The organism is Pseudomonas sp. 8209 (assembly GCF_028682105.1).
GTDB classification, from domain to species: Bacteria; Pseudomonadota; Gammaproteobacteria; order Pseudomonadales; family Pseudomonadaceae; genus Aquipseudomonas; species Aquipseudomonas palmensis.
In genome coordinates this window covers 214,104-230,998 of sequence record NZ_JANIAH010000004.1, presented here as the reverse complement: position 1 = coordinate 230,998, position 16,895 = coordinate 214,104, and the positions used below count along the sequence as shown (strand labels likewise).

Below are 16,895 nucleotides of genomic sequence, written 5' to 3'. Positions count from 1 at the left end.
CCCCTCCTCTAACCCTCGCGCCGTCGCAGGCGCGCCATGCTGCAGGCATCGGTGAACACACCGTCACGTAAAGCATAGTCGCGCAAATGCCCTTCCACCTCGAAGCCGTGGCGCCGGTACAGCGCCAGTGCCGGCTGGTTATCGGCGTAAACAGTGAGTTCGACGCGCTGCAGGCCCATCCAGTTGTCCGCCACCTCGAGCACCGCCGACAACAGCCGTGTGCCCACCCCCTGCCCTTGCCAGGCCGGGGCGACGCCCATGCCGATGCCGCCGCAATGACCGCGACGTACACGTATGAACTGCTCGAGCGTACAGCTGCCGATCACCTCGCCTTGATGTAAGGCCACCAGAAACACCATTCGTTCGTTGTCGGTGGCGATGCGTTTGCGCCACAGGTCGGCGCTCTGATACGGCATCTGCAGCACCTGCCGCGCCACCTGCGGGTGGTTGTACAGGGCCGTGAGCCCCTCGACGTGCTGTTCGGTACAACGTTGAAGGGTAATGGCGAAGGGCGAATCACTCATGACGGCTCATCCTTGAAGACAAGCCGTGAGTGTAAGAGGCGCCGCCGCGTGCTGGCTAGCGCTCGGCGCCGTGCTGGATGACCACCGAATCGGTACCCAGGCGCGCCATCACATCGTTCTTGCTGGCCAGGGCCTCCTCTTTGGTCGGGTAAGGGCCCAGCAGTACCACCGGCTTGCCGTCGCGGTACACCACCGAGGATGGAATCTGTTTTTCGATCAGGCGCGCGGTCATGTCGCTGAGGGCGCCCATGTTCGGGCCCTGGATGATCTCGACGTCCCAGCCTTCGGGCGCGGGCTGGTCGGCCAGGGCATCGGCACGGCGCTGCAGGTCGGCACCACCGCAGATTTCGCGGATGCGCAGGTCGCCGCCGGTTTCGTCGATGATGATCTGGTAGTCGTCGCCCTGCTTGATGGCCACGTAGCTGCGGTAAGGCTGGAACACACCGGCCGCGTCCTTGCCACGGAACTGGCCGCAGATATCGCCCTGCTTGTTGAATCGCACGTTGGCGAACTTGGCCGTCTTCGGGTTATCCAGATGCTCGGCAACCTGCTTGTGTACCCGTTCGGCATCGTTGTCACAGCCGGCCAGGGCCAGCACTGCCATTACCACCGCCACTTTGCGCACGCGTCTATCTCCAGGTTTCAAGCGGCGGATTTTAGCATCTGTGCAAGGCCGGGGGTTACAATCGCCCGGCCTTGAACTTCCATAGGGCATTCCATGCGCCAGGTACTGCTGATTATCGACGTACAACCCTCGTTCAACCCGCCGCAATGGCTGGTAGACGGCATAGCATCACTGATCGGCCGCATGCCGTCGGTGGCGAGCGTGGAGCGCCATGATGAATCGGTGACCCCGTTTCAACGTCAGCTGGGCTGGCAACCGGCGGCGCACGACCAGAGCCTGGTGGCGGCAGATCGTATCTTCATCAAGCATGGCTACGCCCCGACGGCCGAGATGCTGGATTACCTCAGGCAATTGAACCCCGAGCGCGTGCTGGTGTGCGGCATACAGACCGACACCTGCGTGCTGGCGGCGGGGTTCGCGCTGTTTGATGCGGGGCTGCAGCCGACCCTGATCAGCGACCTCACGGTAGGGTCGTCGCTGGATCGCTCGGGGCAGTTGGGGGTGAGCCTGTGGCGGCATCATTTCGGGCACGTGGTGAGTACGCAACAGTTGCGGTGAAGGCTTCGCCGGCAAGGCCGGCGAAGCGGCCAGCACAAACCATCCCTCATTCGCGGATGCAATCCACCGTATACACGTCCCCCACCTCATGCTGCAGCCCGTGCACATCGGCCACAAACCCGGGGAACCCACGGTCGAACGCCCGTGCAAAGCCCAGGTAGTCGATGATCGAGCGCGTCGACTCGGTAAACCGCTCCCCGGGCATGATCAACGGAATCCCCGGCGGGTACGGCACCAGCATCACCGCCGCCACCCGCCCGATCAGGCGCTCGATCGGCACCGCCTCGACCTCGCCGCGCACCAGCTTGTCATACGCATCCCCCGGCTTCATCACCACCTCGGGCAAACGCGTGTACAAGCGCTTGAGCTGCTTGGCCGTGGCGTTGGCGCGGTAGCATTCGTGCAACTGCTCGCACAGGTCGCGCAGGCCCATGCCGTGGTAGCGCAACGGGTCCAGCTGCGCCACGCACGGCAGGCTCTGCAGCAGCGCGGTATTGGCGTCGTAGTTGCGCTTGAACTCCAGCAGTTCGGTGAGCAAGGTGCTCCACTTGCCCTTGGTGATCCCCATCGAGAACAGCACCAGAAACGAATACAGGCCGGTCTTCTCCACCACCAGCCCGCGCTCCCACAGGAACTTGCTGACCACTGCCGCAGGAATACCATGCTCGCCCAGGCTGCCGCCCGCATCCAGCCCCGGCATCACCAGCGTGACCTTGATCGGGTCGAGCAGCACGTAGTCTTCGCTCACATCGCCAAAACCGTGCCATTCGGCCTGGGGTTGCAGCAGCCAGTCCTCGGTCGCCACGCGGTGAATGCCACCCACCTGCGGCGGTTGCCAGATACTGAACCACCAGTCGTCGTCGGCCAGGTGCTCGCGCAGGTTGGCCAGCGCACGCCGAAAGCTCAGCGCCTCGTCGAACATTTCCTGCAGCAGCGAGCGCCCAGCCGGGCCTTCCATCATCGCCGACGAGACGTCCAGCGAGGCCAGGATGCTGTACTGCGGCGAGGTGGAGATATGCATCATGAACGCCTCGTTGAATCGATCACGGTCGAGCTGGCGTGCACCGCCGTCCTGCACGTGGATCATCGAGGCCTGGCTGAACGCGGCCAGCAGCTTGTGGGTGGAATGGGTGCTGAACACCAACGGGCTGTCGGCACTGCGCGAAGTACCCATGGCGTAACGCCCGGCAAAGAATTCGTGAAACGCCGCGTAGGCGTACCAGGCCTCGTCGAAATGCAGCACCTCGACACTGTTGCCCAGCACCTGCTTGATCATTTCGGCGTTGTAGCACAGCCCGTCATAGGTGGAGTTGGTCACCACCGCCATCTTCACCCGCGGCTCGCGCCCTGCGGCCAGCGGGTTGGCTTCGATCTTGGCCTGGATCGCCTCGCGGCTGAACTCGCTCAGCGGGATGGGGCCTATGATGCCCAGCTCGTTGCGCTCCGGACACAGGTACAGGGGGATTGCGCCGGTCATGATGATTGCGTGCAACACCGACTTGTGACAGTTGCGATCCACCAGCACCAGGTCGTCACGCCCGACCATCGAGTGCCAGACGATCTTGTTGGCGGTGGAGGTGCCGTTGATCACGAAGAAGGTGTGGTCGGCGCCGAAGTTGCGCGCCGCACGCGCTTCGGCCGCCGCCAGGGGGCCGGTATGGTCGAGCAGCGACCCCAGCTCCGGCACCGACACCGACAGGTCCGAACGCAGGGTGTTCTCGCCGAAGAACTGGTGAAACGCCTGGCCCACCGGGCTCTTGCGATACGCCACGCCACCGCCATGGCCCGGCGTGTGCCAGGAGTAGTTCGATTGCGCGGTGTGCTGCACCAGGGCCTTGAAGAACGGCGGCAGCAGGCCGTCCAGGTAGTTGTGCGCTGCCCGCGCCACTTGCCGGGCCAGAAACGGCACGGTGTCTTCGAACAGGTAAAGGATGCCGCGCAACTGGTTCAGTTCGCTCATGGCGTCGGCTGGCGCGTTCTCCAGGGTCACCTGCTCGCCCAGTGCGAAGATCGGCAAGTGCGGTGCGCGCACCCGCGCCAGGCGAATCAGCTCGACCATGTTCTGCAGCAGGTGGGTGTTTTCCCCCGCGCCTTCGGCCGCAATCAGCATGCAGGCCAGGCCGTGGTGGGTGGCCGCTACCAGGCGGCCCTCGGCGTAGTCCACCGCCGGCAGAATGGTAAAGCCGTCCTGGGCCAGTTCCTGGGCAATGCCGCGCACGCGATCACCGGCCACGCTGTCGGCCTTGATATCGCGGTGCACGATGAGTATCGGAAACTTGAGGTCCTTGTACATGGGCGCCGGCACCTTCTGAGCGACAGGCCGTGAGGCCGTTCATTTCAGGGTAGAAGGTCGGCGCCAGGTACGCGGCGGGATTTGCTTCAGCGGGCCTCGAGCAGTTGCTGCCACAAGGCCGGGCCACCGGTGGATTTTGCCACTGCTTCAAGGCGCGCCATGTGCGCTTGCAGCTCTGCCTCGGTGGCCGGGATGATGCGCCCCGGCTGACGCCCCACCAGCCGACGGATCTCGCTGCCCTGGCTGGACTGGCCTTCGCCCTCGCTGTCGCTGCCGGCCAGTGACAGGCTGGTCTGGCCGCCGGTCATGGCCAGGAACACGTCCGCCAGCAACTCGGAGTCGAGCAACGCGCCGTGCAGTTCGCGGCCGGAGTTGTCTACGCCATAGCGTTTGCACAAGGCATCGAGGCTGTTGCGCTGGCCGGGGTGACGCTCGCGGGCCATCAGCAGGGTGTCGAGCACCTCGCAGTGCTGTGCGATATCGGCGCGATCGTGCTGGCCGAGCATGGCGAATTCGTTGTTGATGAAACCAACGTCGAACGCCGCGTTGTGGATGATCAGCCGCGCGCCCTTGATGTACTCGAAGAACTCGTCGGCGATTTCGGCGAAACGCGGCTTGCCCACCAGGAATTCGTCGGTGATGCCGTGCACCCCGATCGCGCCCTCGTCGCTTTCGCGGTCGGGCTGCAGGTACACGTGGAAATTGCGTCCGGTCATGCGCCGGCCGACCAGCTCGATACAGCCGATCTCGATGATGCGGTGACCATCGGCCACCGGCATACCGGTGGTTTCGGTGTCGAGCACTACCGACCTGTTGTTCTGCATCTCCACGTCGGTCATCTCCTGCCGCGTACTGCCTGAATATTGAAAGCGGCGAATTTTACCTCACCCGGGGCAGGATGTGGCGAATTCGCTAAAGGGAGGGTTCAGCGTTGCTTGCGCAGATCGTCGACGCCGCGGTTGGCCAACTGGTCGGCACGCTCGTTGCCCGCGTGGCCGACGTGCCCGCGCACCCACTGCCATTTCACGTTGTGGCGGTTGACCTGTTCGTCGAGCTGCTGCCACAGGTCGGCGTTCTTGACCGGCTCCTTGGCGGCGGTCTTCCAGCCACGCTTCTTCCAGTTGACCATCCACTCGGTGATGCCTTTCATCACGTACTGCGAGTCGGTCACCAGCAGCACATCACACTGGCGCTTGAGCGCCTCGAGGCCCTTGATGGCGGCCATCAGCTCCATGCGGTTGTTGGTGGTTTCGCGCTCGCCGCCCCACAGCTCCTTTTCGACGCCCTTGCAGACCAGCAGCGCGCCCCAGCCGCCCAGGCCAGGATTGCCCTTGCAGGCACCATCGGTGTAGATCTCGACGCTTTCGACGCTTTCGCTCATGTACAGCCTTTATTCATCATTGAAGGTGCGGCCCTCGGGGTGAGGCGTGCGCCGGTTGACCTTGGCCATCGGCAACGGCAGCAGCTTGCCCATCGGCTCGCGGCGCACCTGGCGCAGCGGGCGCAGGCCCACCACCATCTTGCGCGCCACCAGCACGTACACACCGCCACCGGATATCTGCCAGCGCCCGGCAGCACGCTCCCAGCCAGACAACCGTGCCTGCCAGGCCGGCGAGGCAAGCGGCGGACGATAGCACCCGAAGCGGCGTTTCTCCAGCGCGAAGCCCAGCAGGTTGAGCCAGTCGCCCACCCGCGACGGCGAGATGCAGCGCGCCTTGCGCAACGCATCATGGGCAAACACCCGGCGCAGGCCCCAGGTGCTCCAGGGGTTGATCCCGACGATCAGCAGATGCCCGCCAGGGCGCACGCTGCTGGCCGCCTCGCGCAGCAGGCCGTGGGGCGAGAGGCTGAAGTCCAGCCCGTGCTGCAGCACCACCACGTCGGCGGCGTGCTCGCTCAGGGGCCAGGCCTGTTCTTCGCACACGATCTCGACGCCCGGTAGCGGCGCCCCCAGGCGCACGTTGCGTTGCACCTGCGGGGCATTGGGCGGTGCCTCGGCGCAAGGGCCGTAATGCACCAGGTAGCCACCGAAGAAGCGCCCCAGCTCCTCTTCGAGCAGGCGCTGTTCCCCGGCGAGCAGCTGCTGGCCCAGCGGGCCGGCGAACCACTCGCGCGCCTGGCTGATCAGCTCGAGCCACTGCGGGTCGGCCTGGGCAAAGGCTTGATCGGTCATTGCTGTCTCCCTTGGAAGGTTCTCGACAACGCACATAGCTACTAAGATGCACCCATGTCCACCGTTTGGCGAATCGCACGATGATACAGATACAGGCCCTGCCCGCTTTCAGTGATAACTACATCTGGTTGTTACAAGATGCCGTGAACCAGCGTTGTGCGGTGGTCGACCCGGGCGATGCCGCCCCCGTGCTGGCCTGGCTGCAGGCGCATGCCGACTGGCAACTGACCGACATTCTGATCACCCATCACCACCACGATCATGTGGGCGGCGTTGAGCAGCTCAAGGCGCACACCGGCGCCCGCGTCAGCGGCCCGGCCAACGAACGCATACCCGCCCGCGACCAGGCCCTGAACGACAATGACCGCCTCGAGGTGCTGGGGCTTGAGTTCCAGGTGTTCGCCGTACCCGGCCACACCCTGGGGCACATCGCCTATTACTGTGCCCAGCCGCAGTTGCCGATGCTGTTCTGTGGCGACACGCTGTTCGCCGCCGGCTGCGGGCGCCTGTTCGAGGGCACGCCGGAGCAGATGCACCACTCGCTGGAGCGCCTGGCAGCGCTGCCGGCGGCCACCCAGGTGTATTGCGCCCACGAATACACCCTGAGCAACCTGCGCTTTGCCTGTGCGGTCGAGCCGCAGAACCCGCACGTTATCCAACGCTTCGAAGACGTTACCGCACTGCGCGCGCAAGATCGCATCACTTTGCCCTCCACCATCGCGCTGGAGAAGCTGACCAACCCGTTTTTGCGGGTAGCAGAAACATCCGTTAAACAAAAAATAGACGAACGGGTGGGCCGCATAAACCCTACGCCCAGTGCTGTTTTTGCAGGGTTGCGGGCCTGGAAAGACACGTTCTAAACAGGCGCTGTGAAGGTCGGAAAATTCTCAAAGGTTGACCGATGGGGGGTGCCTTTCTAGAATCGCCCGACATTTTTGCCCGGAACTTTCCCCCAGCCAATGTCGTCCCCTAGCCGCAGAACCTTCAATTCCGTTGCCCTGACGCGCCTGGCCCAAGCCAGTGCGCTGGCCCTGGCCGCCACCCTCGTGGGCTGCCAGAGCACGCGCCAGGTCGATGAATCCGATAGCGTTCGCGCGCACAACTTCCAGGCGCGGATCAAGCAGAAACCGATCTTCGTGCATGACAAGAAGCCGGTCGAGCCAGCCGTGGCCCAGGACGTCTGGGAACGCATGCGCCAGGGCTTCCAGTTGCAGGACGGCATTGCGGTGAACCCGCGCATCGAGCAGCAGCGCCTGTGGTTCGCCAGCAACCCTTCGTTCCTGGAAGGCGCCGGCGACCGCGGCAGCCTGTACATCCACTACATCGTCGAGCGTCTTGAAGAGCGCGACATGCCGCTGGAGCTGGCCCTGCTGCCGGCAATCGAAAGTGCCTACAACCCGATGGCCTATTCCCGCGCCCACGCGGTGGGCCTGTGGCAGTTCATCCCGTCCACCGGGCGCTACTTCAACCTGCGCCAGACGCGCTTCTACGATGGCCGTCGCGACATCACCGCCTCGACCAACGCGGCGCTGGACTACCTGACCCGCCTGCACGACATGTTCAACGGCGACTGGCTGCTGGCGCTGGCGGCCTACAACGCCGGTGAAGGCACGGTCAGCCGCGCCATCGAGCGCAACGAGAAGCTCGGCCTGCCAACCGACTACTGGAACCTGCCGCTGCCCAAGGAAACCCGTGACTACGTGCCAAAGCTGCTGGCCCTGTCGCAGGTGGTACTGACCCCGCAGGCGTACGGCGTGAACCTCAACCCGATTGCCAACGAACCCTACTTCGAAGCCGTGGCGATCAAGGACCGACTCGACCTGTCGCGGGTCGCCGCACTGGCCGAGATCGACGAAGACGAACTGTTCCAGCTCAACCCGGCCTTCAAGAAACGCATGACCGTGGACGGCCCGCAGCAGTTGCTGGTACCCACCGCCAAGGCGCAACTGCTGACCACCAGCCTGTCGAACATGAAGCCCGAAGAGCTGCTCAGCCTGCAGCCGAAGAAGGCGGTATTCGAGGCAGCCCTGGCCGAAGCCTCGACGCCGGTGCGCAACAGCCGCTACCGGGTCAAGCGTGGCGACAACCTGGGCAGCATCGCCCGGGCCAACAAGGTCAGCGTCAAGGACCTGCAGCGCTGGAACAAGCTGCGCGGCAACAACCTCAAGGTCGGCCAGACCCTGGTGATGCAAGGTGCGCAGCCTGCCAGCGCGGCCGGCAACCAGAAGAAGCCTACCCAGTACAAGGTGCGCAAAGGCGATTCGCTGTACATGGTGGCCAAGCGTTTCAACGTTGAAATGCAGCACCTCAAGCGTTGGAATCCGCGCAGCGGCCACGCCCTCAAGCCCGGCCAGACCCTCACCGTCTACCTGCCGCACTGAGACCCGGGCCAGGCCTGCCTGGCCGCGGCCCCGGCGATCTCCGGGGCTGCTCTTTTTCCTGCCGATACAAGCTGTTACTGTAGCCGGAATAAAGCCCAAGCCCGGATCGGATCGCCGACTTGATACGTCCCCTCCTGTTGCTGTCATTCAGCCTGGCCTTGAGCTTTCCCGCGGGCGCGACCATCAGCGAAAGTCACGGTTACGCCCAGTTCGGCACGCTCAAGTACCCAGCCAAATTCACCCATTTCGATTGGGTAAATCCGCAAGCGCCCAAAGGCGGCACCTTGCGCGCCATGGCATTCGGCACGTTCGATACCCTCAACCCCTATACCTTCAAGGGCTCAAGCCCGGTCACCACGCCCAACTTCCTGCAGTACGGGGTGAACGAGCTGAACGAGACCCTGATGGTGGGCACCGGCCAGCGCGACCCCTCGGGCGATGAAGCCACCTCCAGCTACGGGCTGATCGCCCGTTCGGTGGAGTACAGCGAAGACCGCAGCTGGGTGGTGTTCAACCTGCGTCCCGAGGCACGCTTTCACGATGGCCGGCCGATCACCGCCGCCGACGTGGCGTTCTCCTACCGCACCCTGCTCAAGGAAGGCCACCCGCTCTACCGCACCAACCTGCAGGAAGTGCAGCGGGTCGACATCCTCAACCCCAAGCGCATCCGCTTCGTGTTCAAGCGTGCCGGCAACCCGCTGCTGATCTTGCGCCTGGGCGAAATGCCGGTGCTGCCCCAGCATTACTGGAAAGGCCGCGACTTCAAGGCCACCACCTTCGAACCGCCACTGGGCAGCGGCCCGTACCGCATCACCCAGGTACAGCCAGGTCGAAGCCTGGTGTTCGAGCGGGTCAAGGACTACTGGGGCAAGGACCTGGCAGTCAACCGCGGCAAGTACAACTTCGACCGCGTCGAGTTCGAGTTCTACCGCGACAGCGATGTGGCCTTCGAGGCCTTCAAGGCGGGTGAGTTCGATGTCTACATCGAGCACCAGGCCAAGAACTGGGCCACCGGCTACAACTTCCCCGCTGTGCGTCGTGGCCAGGTGATCCAGGCGCAGATCGCCCACCAGATCCCGACCCAGACTCAGGGGTTGTTCATGAACAGCCGGCGCGCCGCCTTCAGCGACGACCGCGTGCGCCAGGCGCTGGGCCTGATGCTGGACTTCGAATGGACCAACCGCACCCTATTCAGCAGCGCCTACAAGCGCGCCAGCAGTTACTACCCCAACAGCGAGTTCAGCGCCACCGGCCTGCCGGTGGGCAAGGAGTGGCTGCTGCTGGCGCCGTACCGCGACCAACTGCCTGCCGCCCTGTTCACCCAGCCCTACAGCGTGGGCAAGACCAACGGGCGCGGTATCGACCGCGATACCCTGCGCCAGGCCCTCAACCTGCTCGGCCAGGCAGGCTGGAAGCTCAGCGGCCAGCGCCTGCTCAACAGCAACGGGCAGCCGCTGAAGCTGGAAATTCTGCTGGTGAACCCGAACCTGGAGCGGATCCTGCAACCTTATGTCGAAAATCTTGCCAGCATCGGTATCGACGCGCGCTTGCGCACGGTAGACCGGGCCCAGTACAAACAACGGCTGGACCAATTTGATTTCGACATGATTCTGATGACCCTGAACCAGACCCTGAGCCCGGGCCTTGAGCAGTGGCTGTATTTTCATTCCAGCCAGGCCGCCACCAAAGGCAGCAAGAATTACGCGGGCGTGAAGAGCCCGGTGGTCGACCACCTGCTAGAGTCCCTGCTCAATGCACAGAGCCGCGACGACCAGGTGGCTGCGGCGCGCGCCCTCGATCGAGTGCTGCTATGGCAGCACTACATGGTTCCCAACTGGTATCTCGACTATCACCGCCTGGCCTACCGCAACCGGTTTGCCTTTGTCGCCACGCCGCCCTACACCCTGGGGCTGAACAGCTGGTGGCTCAAGCCCACGGAGAACGCCCAATGATGCCATTGCCGTGCCTGCGCCTGATCGCAGGCGGCCTGCTGCTGGCCAGCCTGAGCCTTCAGGCCCTGGCCGCCCCGCAACATGCAGTGACCCTCTACGACGAAGCGCCCAAGTACCCGGCCAACTTCAAGCATTTCGACTATGTGAACCCCGACGCGCCAAAGGGCGGCACCTTTCGCGTGAACGGCTCCGGCAGCTTCGACAGCCTCAACCCCTTCATCAACAAGGGCGTGCCGGCCGACAACATCGATCTGGTATACGACACCCTGGCGCGCAACAGCCTCGATGAGCCATTCACCGAATACGGGCTGCTGGCCAGGCAGATCGAAAAAGCCCCCGACAACAGCTGGGTGCGCTTCTACCTGCGCCCCGAGGCGCGCTTTCAGGATGGCCATCCGGTCCGTGCCGAAGACGTCGTGTTCACCTTCAACACCCTGGTCACCAGCGGCGCACCGCTGTACCGCGCCTACTATGCCGACGTCGACGAAGTGATCGCCGAAGACCCGCTGCGTGTGCTGTTCAAGTTCAAGCACAAGGGCAACCGTGAACTGCCGCTGATCCTCGGCCAGTTGCCGGTGCTGCCCAAGCACTGGTGGGCCAACCGCGACTTCACCAAAGGCAACCTGGAGATCCCCCTGGGCAGCGGGCCGTACAAGGTCGCCGAGGTCAAGGCCGGACGCTCGGTCCGCTACGTGCGCGACCCCGAGTACTGGGGCAAGGACCTGCCGATCAACCGCGGCTTCTACAATTTCGACACCATTCGCGTCGACTACTACCGCGACAATACCGTGGCGCTCGAGGCGCTCAAGGCCGGCCAGTTCGACTACTGGCTGGAGGTCAGCGCCAAGAACTGGGCCACCGCCTACAACATCCCGGCAGTTCGCCAGAACCGCCTGATCCGCGAAGAGATCGCCAACGGCAACCCGACCGGCATGCAGGGCTTCGTGTTCAACCTGCGCCGCCCGATCTTCCAGGACGTGCGCGTGCGTGAGGCACTGAGCCTGCTGCTGGACTTCGAGTGGACCAACAAGCAGCTGTTCAATGGCGCCTACACCCGCACCACCAGCTACTTCGAAAATTCCGACATGGCGGCCAGCGGCCTGCCGGATGCGGCCGAACTGAAACTGCTGGAACCGCTGCGCGGGCAGATCCCCGACAAGGTGTTCACCGAAGCGTTCAAGAACCCGGTCACCGATGGCAGCGGCATGATCCGCGAGCAGCAACGCCAGGCCTACAAGCTGCTGCAGGAAGCCGGCTGGCGCATCCAGGACGACAAGATGGTGGATGCCCAGGGCAAGCCGGTGGTGATCGAGTTTCTGCTCGCCCAGACCGAGTTCGAGCGCATCCTGCTGCCCTACAAGCGCAACCTGGCCGACCTGGGCATCGAGCTGAACATTCGCCGGGTGGACGTATCGGAGTACATCAACCGCCTGCGCTCGCGCGACTTCGACATGATCGTGGGCGGCTTCCCGCAATCCAACTCGCCGGGCAACGAGCAACGCGAGTTCTGGCAGAGCGCCAGCGCCGACAAGCCCGGCAGCCGCAACTTCATGGGCCTCAAGGACCCGGCCGTGGACACCCTGGTGGACGGCCTGATCAATGCCGACTCGCGCCAGAGCCTGATCGAACACACCCGTGCCCTGGACCGCGTGCTGCAATGGGGCTACTACGTGGTACCCAACTGGCACATCAAGACCTGGCGCGTGGCGTACTGGAACCATATCGGCCACCCGGCCACGCCGCCCAAGTACGACATCGGCATCAACACCTGGTGGATCAAGCCGGACGTGAAACCGGTGGTGCCGGGGGCCGCAGATGCCGCCCCAGCCGATGCTGCCCCAGCGGGCGAGGCACCTTGACATGCTGGCCTATATCTTTCGCCGCCTGTTGCTGATCATCCCCACCCTGCTGGGTATCCTGATCATCAACTTCGTGATCATCCAGGCCGCGCCCGGTGGCCCGGTGGAACAGATGATCGCCAAGCTCGAAGGCTTCGACGGCGCCACCAGCCGCATCGCCGGTGGCGGCTCGGAAGTATCCGTGGCCGGCTCCAACTACCGTGGCGCCCAGGGCCTGGACCCTGCCCTGGTCAAGGAAATCGAGCGCATGTACGGCTTCGACAAGCCGGCGCCGGAACGCCTGTGGATCATGATCAAGAACTACGCGCGGCTGGATTTCGGCGACAGCTTCTTCCGCGACGCCAAGGTCATCGACCTGATTGCCGAGAAGATGCCGGTGTCGATCTCGCTGGGGCTGTGGAGCACGCTGATCATGTACCTGGTGTCGATCCCCCTGGGCATCGCCAAGGCTACCCGGCACGGCAGCCACTTCGACGTGTGGACCAGCTCGGCCATCATCGTTGGCTATGCGATCCCGGCATTCCTGTTCGCCATTCTGCTGATCGTGCTGTTTGCCGGCGGCAGCTACCTGGACTGGTTCCCCTTGCGCGGGCTCACCTCGAACAACTTCGATGAGCTGAGCACCACGGGCAAGATCCTCGATTACTTCTGGCACCTGACCCTGCCGGTGACCGCGCTGGTGATCGGCAACTTCGCCACCATGACCCTGCTGACCAAGAACAGCTTCCTCGACGAGATCAACAAGCAGTATGTGATCACCGCCAAGGCCAAGGGCCTGAGCCCCAACCGGGTGCTCTACGGGCACGTGTTTCGCAACGCGATGCTGCTGGTGATCGCGGGCTTTCCCTCGGCATTCATCGGCATATTCTTCACCGGCTCGCTGCTGGTGGAGGTGATCTTTTCCCTCGATGGCCTGGGCCTGATGAGCTTCGAGGCGGCCATCAACCGCGACTACCCGGTGGTGTTCGGCACGCTGTTCATCTTCACCCTGCTGGGCCTGGTGGTGAAGCTGATCGGTGACCTGACCTACACCCTGGTCGATCCGCGTATCGACTTCGACAGCCGGGAGCACTGAGATGACCCTATCCCCTCTCAACCGCCGCCGCTTCGAACGCTTCAAGGCCAACCGCCGTGGCTGGTGGTCGCTGTGGCTGTTCCTGATCCTGTTCGGGCTGAGCCTGGGCGCCGAGCTGATCGCCAACGACAAGCCGCTGGCGGTGCGTTACGACGGCGAATGGTACTTCCCCGCCCTCAAGCGCTACCCCGAGACCACCTTCGGCGGCGAGTTCCCGCTGGAGGCCAACTACAAGAGCCCGTACATCCGCGAGTTGCTGGCAGCCAAGGACAGCTGGGTGCTGTGGGCACCGATCCCGTTCAGCTACCAGAGCATCAACTACGACCTGAAGGTGCCCGCCCCGGCCCCGCCCTCGGCGCAGAACCTGCTGGGCACCGACGACCAGGGCCGCGACGTGCTGGCGCGGGTGATCTACGGCTTTCGTATCTCGGTGCTGTTCGCCCTGACGCTGACGGTATTCAGCTCCATCATCGGGGTGATCGCAGGCGCCCTGCAGGGCTTCTATGGCGGCTGGGTCGACCTGGCCGGGCAGCGCTTTCTGGAGATCTGGTCGGGGTTGCCGGTGCTGTACCTGCTGATCATCCTGGCCAGTTTCGTGCAGCCCAACTTCTGGTGGCTGCTGGGCATCATGCTGCTGTTCTCGTGGATGAGCCTGGTGGACGTGGTGCGCGCCGAGTTCCTGCGCGGGCGCAACCTGGAATACGTGCGCGCGGCGCGGGCGCTGGGCATGCAGAACGGCGCGATCATGTACCGGCACATCCTGCCCAACGCGATGGTCTCGACCATGACCTTTTTGCCGTTCATCCTGACCGGCGCCATCGGCACCCTCACGGCGCTGGACTTTCTCGGCTTCGGCCTGCCACCGGGCGCGCCGTCGCTGGGCGAGCTGGTGGCCCAGGGCAAGTCCAACCTGCAGGCGCCGTGGCTGGGCATGAGCGCCTTCGCGGTACTGGCACTGATGCTCAGCCTGCTGGTGTTCATCGGCGAGTCCGCCCGCGATGCCTTCGACCCGAGGAAATGAGATGAGCAACGACACCTTGATCGAAGTGCGCGACCTGTCGGTGGAGTTCGTCACCGGGGCGCAGCAGCAACGCGTGGTCGAAGGCATCAGCTTCGACATCCGTCGTGGCGAGACATTGGCACTGGTGGGCGAAAGCGGCTCGGGCAAGTCGGTGACCGCGCACTCCATCCTGCGCCTGCTGCCCTACCCGCTGGCCCGCCACCCCAGCGGCAGCATCACCTACGAAGGCCAGGACCTGCTCAAGCTGGAAGAAAAACAGATGCGGCGCATTCGCGGCAACCGCATCGCGATGATCTTCCAGGAGCCGATGACCTCGCTCAACCCGCTGCACAACATCGAGAAGCAGATCAACGAGATTCTCATGCTGCACAAGGGCCTGCGCGGGAAGGCGGCCACCGAGCGCACCCTGGAGCTGCTGGAACTGGTGGGCATTCCCGACCCGGTCAAGCGCCTCAAGGCCCTGCCCCACGAGCTGTCGGGCGGTCAACGCCAGCGGGTGATGATCGCCATGGCCCTGGCCAACGAGCCGGAGCTGCTGATCGCCGACGAACCGACCACCGCGCTGGACGTCACCGTGCAGCTGAAAATCCTCGAATTGCTCAAGGACCTGCAGGCGCGCCTGGGCATGGCGCTGCTACTGATCAGTCACGATTTGAACCTGGTGAAAAGAATTGCCCACCGCGTATGTGTCATGCAGCGCGGTTGCATCGTCGAACAGGCGTCGTGTGACGAATTGTTCCGTGCCCCGCAGCATCCGTACACGCAAATGCTGCTCGGTGCCGAGCCCAGCGGCAAGCCTGCCGACAACCCGGTGGGCCCGCCGCTGCTCGAGGTCGAGGACCTGCGCGTGTGGTTCCCGATCAAGAAGGGCCTGCTGCGCAAGACCGTGGACCACGTCAAGGCGGTGGACGGCATCAACTTCAGCCTGCCCCAGGGCCAGACCCTGGGCATCGTGGGCGAGAGTGGTTCCGGCAAGTCTACCCTGGGCCTGGCGATCCTGCGGTTGATCGGCAGCCAGGGCGCGATACGCTTTGAAGGCCAGGCGCTGGACGGCCTGACCCAGCAACAGGTGCGGCCGTTGCGCCGCCAGATGCAGGTGGTGTTCCAGGACCCCTTCGGCAGCCTGAGCCCGCGCATGAGCGTGAGCGATATCGTCGGAGAGGGCCTGCGCATTCATCGGATTGGCACGGAGGCAGAGCAGGAACAGGCGATCATGGAGGCGCTAGAGGAAGTAGGACTGGATCCGCAAACCCGGCACCGCTACCCTCACGAGTTCTCCGGTGGCCAGCGACAACGTATTGCCATTGCCCGGGCACTGGTATTGAAACCGGCGCTGATACTGCTGGACGAGCCCACTTCGGCGCTCGACCGGACCGTTCAGCGCCAGGTGGTGGAACTGCTGCGTACGCTGCAGACCAAGTACAACCTGACCTACTTGTTCATCAGCCATGACCTGGCGGTGGTCAAGGCGCTCAGCCACCAGTTGATGGTGGTCAAGCAGGGCAAGGTGGTGGAACAAGGTCCGGCTACGGGTATTTTCAGCGCCCCGCAACATCCCTATACACAGCAGCTGCTGGAAGCCGCCTTTTTGGCCCCCACAGCTGTCGATTAACCTGAAGAGGAACAACACATGGGTTTTCTCGCCGGTAAGCGCGTACTGATCGTCGGTGTCGCAAGCAAACTGTCCATCGCATCCGGCATCGCTGCCGCCATGCATCGCGAGGGTGCAGAACTTGCCTTCACCTACCAGAACGAAAAGCTCAAGGGCCGCGTCGAAGAGTTCGCCGCTGGCTGGGGCTCCAGCCCTGAGCTGTGCTTCCCCTGTGACGTTGCCAGCGATGAAGAAATCGCCAAGGTCTTCGAAGAACTGAGCAAGAAGTGGGACGGCCTGGACTGCATCGTGCACTCCGTAGGCTTCGCGCCGGGCGACCAGCTCGACGGCGACTTCACCCAGGCCACCACCCGTGATGGCTTCCGCATTGCCCACGACATCAGCGCCTACAGCTTCGTGGCCCTGGCCAAGGCCGGTCGCGACATGATGAAGGGCCGCAATGGCAGCCTGCTGACCCTGTCGTACCTGGGCGCCGAGCGCACCATGCCCAACTACAACGTGATGGGCATGGCCAAGGCCAGCCTGGAAGCCGGCGTGCGCTACCTGGCGCGCAGCCTGGGCCCGGAAGGCACTCGTGTGAACGCCGTTTCGGCCGGCCCGATCCGTACCCTGGCAGCCTCGGGTATCAAGAACTTCCGCAAGATGCTGGACGCCAACGAAGCGCAGACCCCGCTGCGTCGCAACGTCACCATCGACGAAGTCGGCAACGCCGGCGCGTTCCTCTGCTCGGACCTGGCGTCGGGCGTGAGCGGTGAAATCATGTACGTGGACGGTGGCTTCAACACTACCGCCATGGGCGACCTTACCGAGTAAGGTTGGCAG

Annotated in this window: 15 protein-coding genes; 9 read left to right on the top strand and 6 right to left on the bottom strand. The window is 64.0% G+C overall.

Annotation, left to right across the window (positions count from 1 at the left end; all coding sequences use genetic code 11):
• Positions 1-8: 8 nt before the first annotated feature.
• On the bottom strand, positions 9-524 hold the full coding sequence (locus NP552_RS10265) for a GNAT family N-acetyltransferase (RefSeq protein WP_043860822.1): 516 nt from the start codon (positions 522-524) through the stop codon (positions 9-11).
• Between the two features lie 55 nt (positions 525-579).
• Positions 580-1,149 carry an SPOR domain-containing protein gene (locus NP552_RS10260; protein WP_054915273.1) on the bottom strand — a complete coding sequence of 190 codons (570 nt, stop codon included), beginning with the start codon at positions 1,147-1,149 and terminating at the stop codon, positions 580-582.
• Positions 1,150-1,242: 93 nt separating this feature from the next.
• On the opposite strand from NP552_RS10260, the gene NP552_RS10255 reads away from it, so the two are divergent.
• The gene (locus NP552_RS10255; RefSeq protein WP_043859730.1) at positions 1,243-1,707 is read left to right on the top strand and encodes a cysteine hydrolase family protein; all 465 of its coding nucleotides are present in this window, start codon (positions 1,243-1,245) and stop codon (positions 1,705-1,707) included.
• A 46-nt stretch (positions 1,708-1,753) separates the two neighbouring features.
• Here the strand turns inward: NP552_RS10255 and NP552_RS10250 are convergent, their stop codons facing one another.
• From NP552_RS10250 to NP552_RS10235, 4 genes are all read right to left on the bottom strand, one after another.
• The gene (locus NP552_RS10250; RefSeq protein WP_043859729.1) at positions 1,754-4,000 is read right to left on the bottom strand and encodes an Orn/Lys/Arg decarboxylase N-terminal domain-containing protein; all 2,247 of its coding nucleotides are present in this window, start codon (positions 3,998-4,000) and stop codon (positions 1,754-1,756) included.
• Between the two features lie 86 nt (positions 4,001-4,086).
• Positions 4,087-4,839 carry a DNA polymerase III subunit epsilon gene (gene dnaQ, locus NP552_RS10245; protein ID WP_229589435.1) on the bottom strand — a complete coding sequence of 251 codons (753 nt, stop codon included), beginning with the start codon at positions 4,837-4,839 and terminating at the stop codon, positions 4,087-4,089.
• An 86-nt stretch (positions 4,840-4,925) separates the two neighbouring features.
• A complete protein-coding gene (rnhA, locus tag NP552_RS10240) occupies positions 4,926-5,381 on the bottom strand; it encodes a ribonuclease HI (RefSeq protein ID WP_043859728.1) in 456 nt (151 codons plus the stop codon).
• Positions 5,382-5,390: 9 nt separating this feature from the next.
• Positions 5,391-6,173 carry a class I SAM-dependent methyltransferase gene (locus tag NP552_RS10235; RefSeq protein ID WP_043859727.1) on the bottom strand — a complete coding sequence of 261 codons (783 nt, stop codon included), beginning with the start codon at positions 6,171-6,173 and terminating at the stop codon, positions 5,391-5,393.
• Between the two features lie 80 nt (positions 6,174-6,253).
• Between NP552_RS10235 and gloB the strand changes: the two genes are divergently transcribed.
• The 8 genes from gloB (at position 6,254) to fabI (ending at position 16,886) form a co-directional block, all read left to right on the top strand.
• Positions 6,254-7,033: a hydroxyacylglutathione hydrolase gene (gene gloB / locus NP552_RS10230; protein WP_043859726.1), complete on the top strand. Its 780-nt coding sequence runs from the start codon at positions 6,254-6,256 to the stop codon at positions 7,031-7,033.
• Between the two features lie 99 nt (positions 7,034-7,132).
• Entirely contained in the window at positions 7,133-8,554 is a 1,422-nt protein-coding gene (locus NP552_RS10225; protein ID WP_043859725.1) for a LysM peptidoglycan-binding domain-containing protein, read from the top strand.
• 119 nt (positions 8,555-8,673) lie between these two features.
• A complete protein-coding gene (locus NP552_RS10220) occupies positions 8,674-10,506 on the top strand; it encodes an extracellular solute-binding protein (RefSeq protein ID WP_054915278.1) in 1,833 nt (610 codons plus the stop codon).
• Positions 10,503-12,365 (top strand): extracellular solute-binding protein, encoded by a 1,863-nt coding sequence (locus NP552_RS10215; RefSeq protein ID WP_274096696.1) that lies wholly within the window; start codon positions 10,503-10,505, stop codon positions 12,363-12,365. The genes NP552_RS10220 and NP552_RS10215 overlap by 4 nt, the downstream gene beginning before the upstream one ends.
• 1 nt (position 12,366) lies before the next feature.
• Positions 12,367-13,440 carry a microcin C ABC transporter permease YejB gene (locus tag NP552_RS10210; protein WP_043864486.1) on the top strand — a complete coding sequence of 358 codons (1,074 nt, stop codon included), beginning with the start codon at positions 12,367-12,369 and terminating at the stop codon, positions 13,438-13,440.
• Between the two features lies 1 nt (position 13,441).
• Positions 13,442-14,461, top strand: coding sequence for an ABC transporter permease (locus NP552_RS10205; RefSeq protein ID WP_043864487.1), 1,020 nt, complete (start codon positions 13,442-13,444; stop codon positions 14,459-14,461).
• A 1-nt stretch (position 14,462) separates the two neighbouring features.
• Positions 14,463-16,073 carry an ABC transporter ATP-binding protein gene (locus NP552_RS10200; RefSeq protein ID WP_043864488.1) on the top strand — a complete coding sequence of 537 codons (1,611 nt, stop codon included), beginning with the start codon at positions 14,463-14,465 and terminating at the stop codon, positions 16,071-16,073.
• 18 nt (positions 16,074-16,091) lie between these two features.
• Positions 16,092-16,886 (top strand): enoyl-ACP reductase FabI, encoded by a 795-nt coding sequence (fabI, locus tag NP552_RS10195; protein WP_043864489.1) that lies wholly within the window; start codon positions 16,092-16,094, stop codon positions 16,884-16,886.
• Positions 16,887-16,895: the final 9 nt, after the last annotated feature.

Coding starts and splice junctions, on each gene's coding strand:
- NP552_RS10205 (WP_043864487.1), top strand. CDS start 13,442: ATGACCCTATCCCCTCTCAACCGCCGCCGCTTCGAACGCTTCAAGGCC.
- NP552_RS10200 (WP_043864488.1), top strand. CDS start 14,463: ATGAGCAACGACACCTTGATCGAAGTGCGCGACCTGTCGGTGGAGTTC.
- gloB (WP_043859726.1), top strand. CDS start 6,254: ATGATACAGATACAGGCCCTGCCCGCTTTCAGTGATAACTACATCTGG.
- NP552_RS10210 (WP_043864486.1), top strand. CDS start 12,367: ATGCTGGCCTATATCTTTCGCCGCCTGTTGCTGATCATCCCCACCCTG.
- dnaQ (WP_229589435.1), bottom strand. CDS start 4,839: ATGACCGACGTGGAGATGCAGAACAACAGGTCGGTAGTGCTCGACACC.
- fabI (WP_043864489.1), top strand. CDS start 16,092: ATGGGTTTTCTCGCCGGTAAGCGCGTACTGATCGTCGGTGTCGCAAGC.
- NP552_RS10265 (WP_043860822.1), bottom strand. CDS start 524: ATGAGTGATTCGCCCTTCGCCATTACCCTTCAACGTTGTACCGAACAG.
- rnhA (WP_043859728.1), bottom strand. CDS start 5,381: ATGAGCGAAAGCGTCGAAAGCGTCGAGATCTACACCGATGGTGCCTGC.
- NP552_RS10235 (WP_043859727.1), bottom strand. CDS start 6,173: ATGACCGATCAAGCCTTTGCCCAGGCCGACCCGCAGTGGCTCGAGCTG.
- NP552_RS10225 (WP_043859725.1), top strand. CDS start 7,133: ATGTCGTCCCCTAGCCGCAGAACCTTCAATTCCGTTGCCCTGACGCGC.
- NP552_RS10215 (WP_274096696.1), top strand. CDS start 10,503: ATGATGCCATTGCCGTGCCTGCGCCTGATCGCAGGCGGCCTGCTGCTG.
- NP552_RS10250 (WP_043859729.1), bottom strand. CDS start 4,000: ATGTACAAGGACCTCAAGTTTCCGATACTCATCGTGCACCGCGATATC.
- NP552_RS10255 (WP_043859730.1), top strand. CDS start 1,243: ATGCGCCAGGTACTGCTGATTATCGACGTACAACCCTCGTTCAACCCG.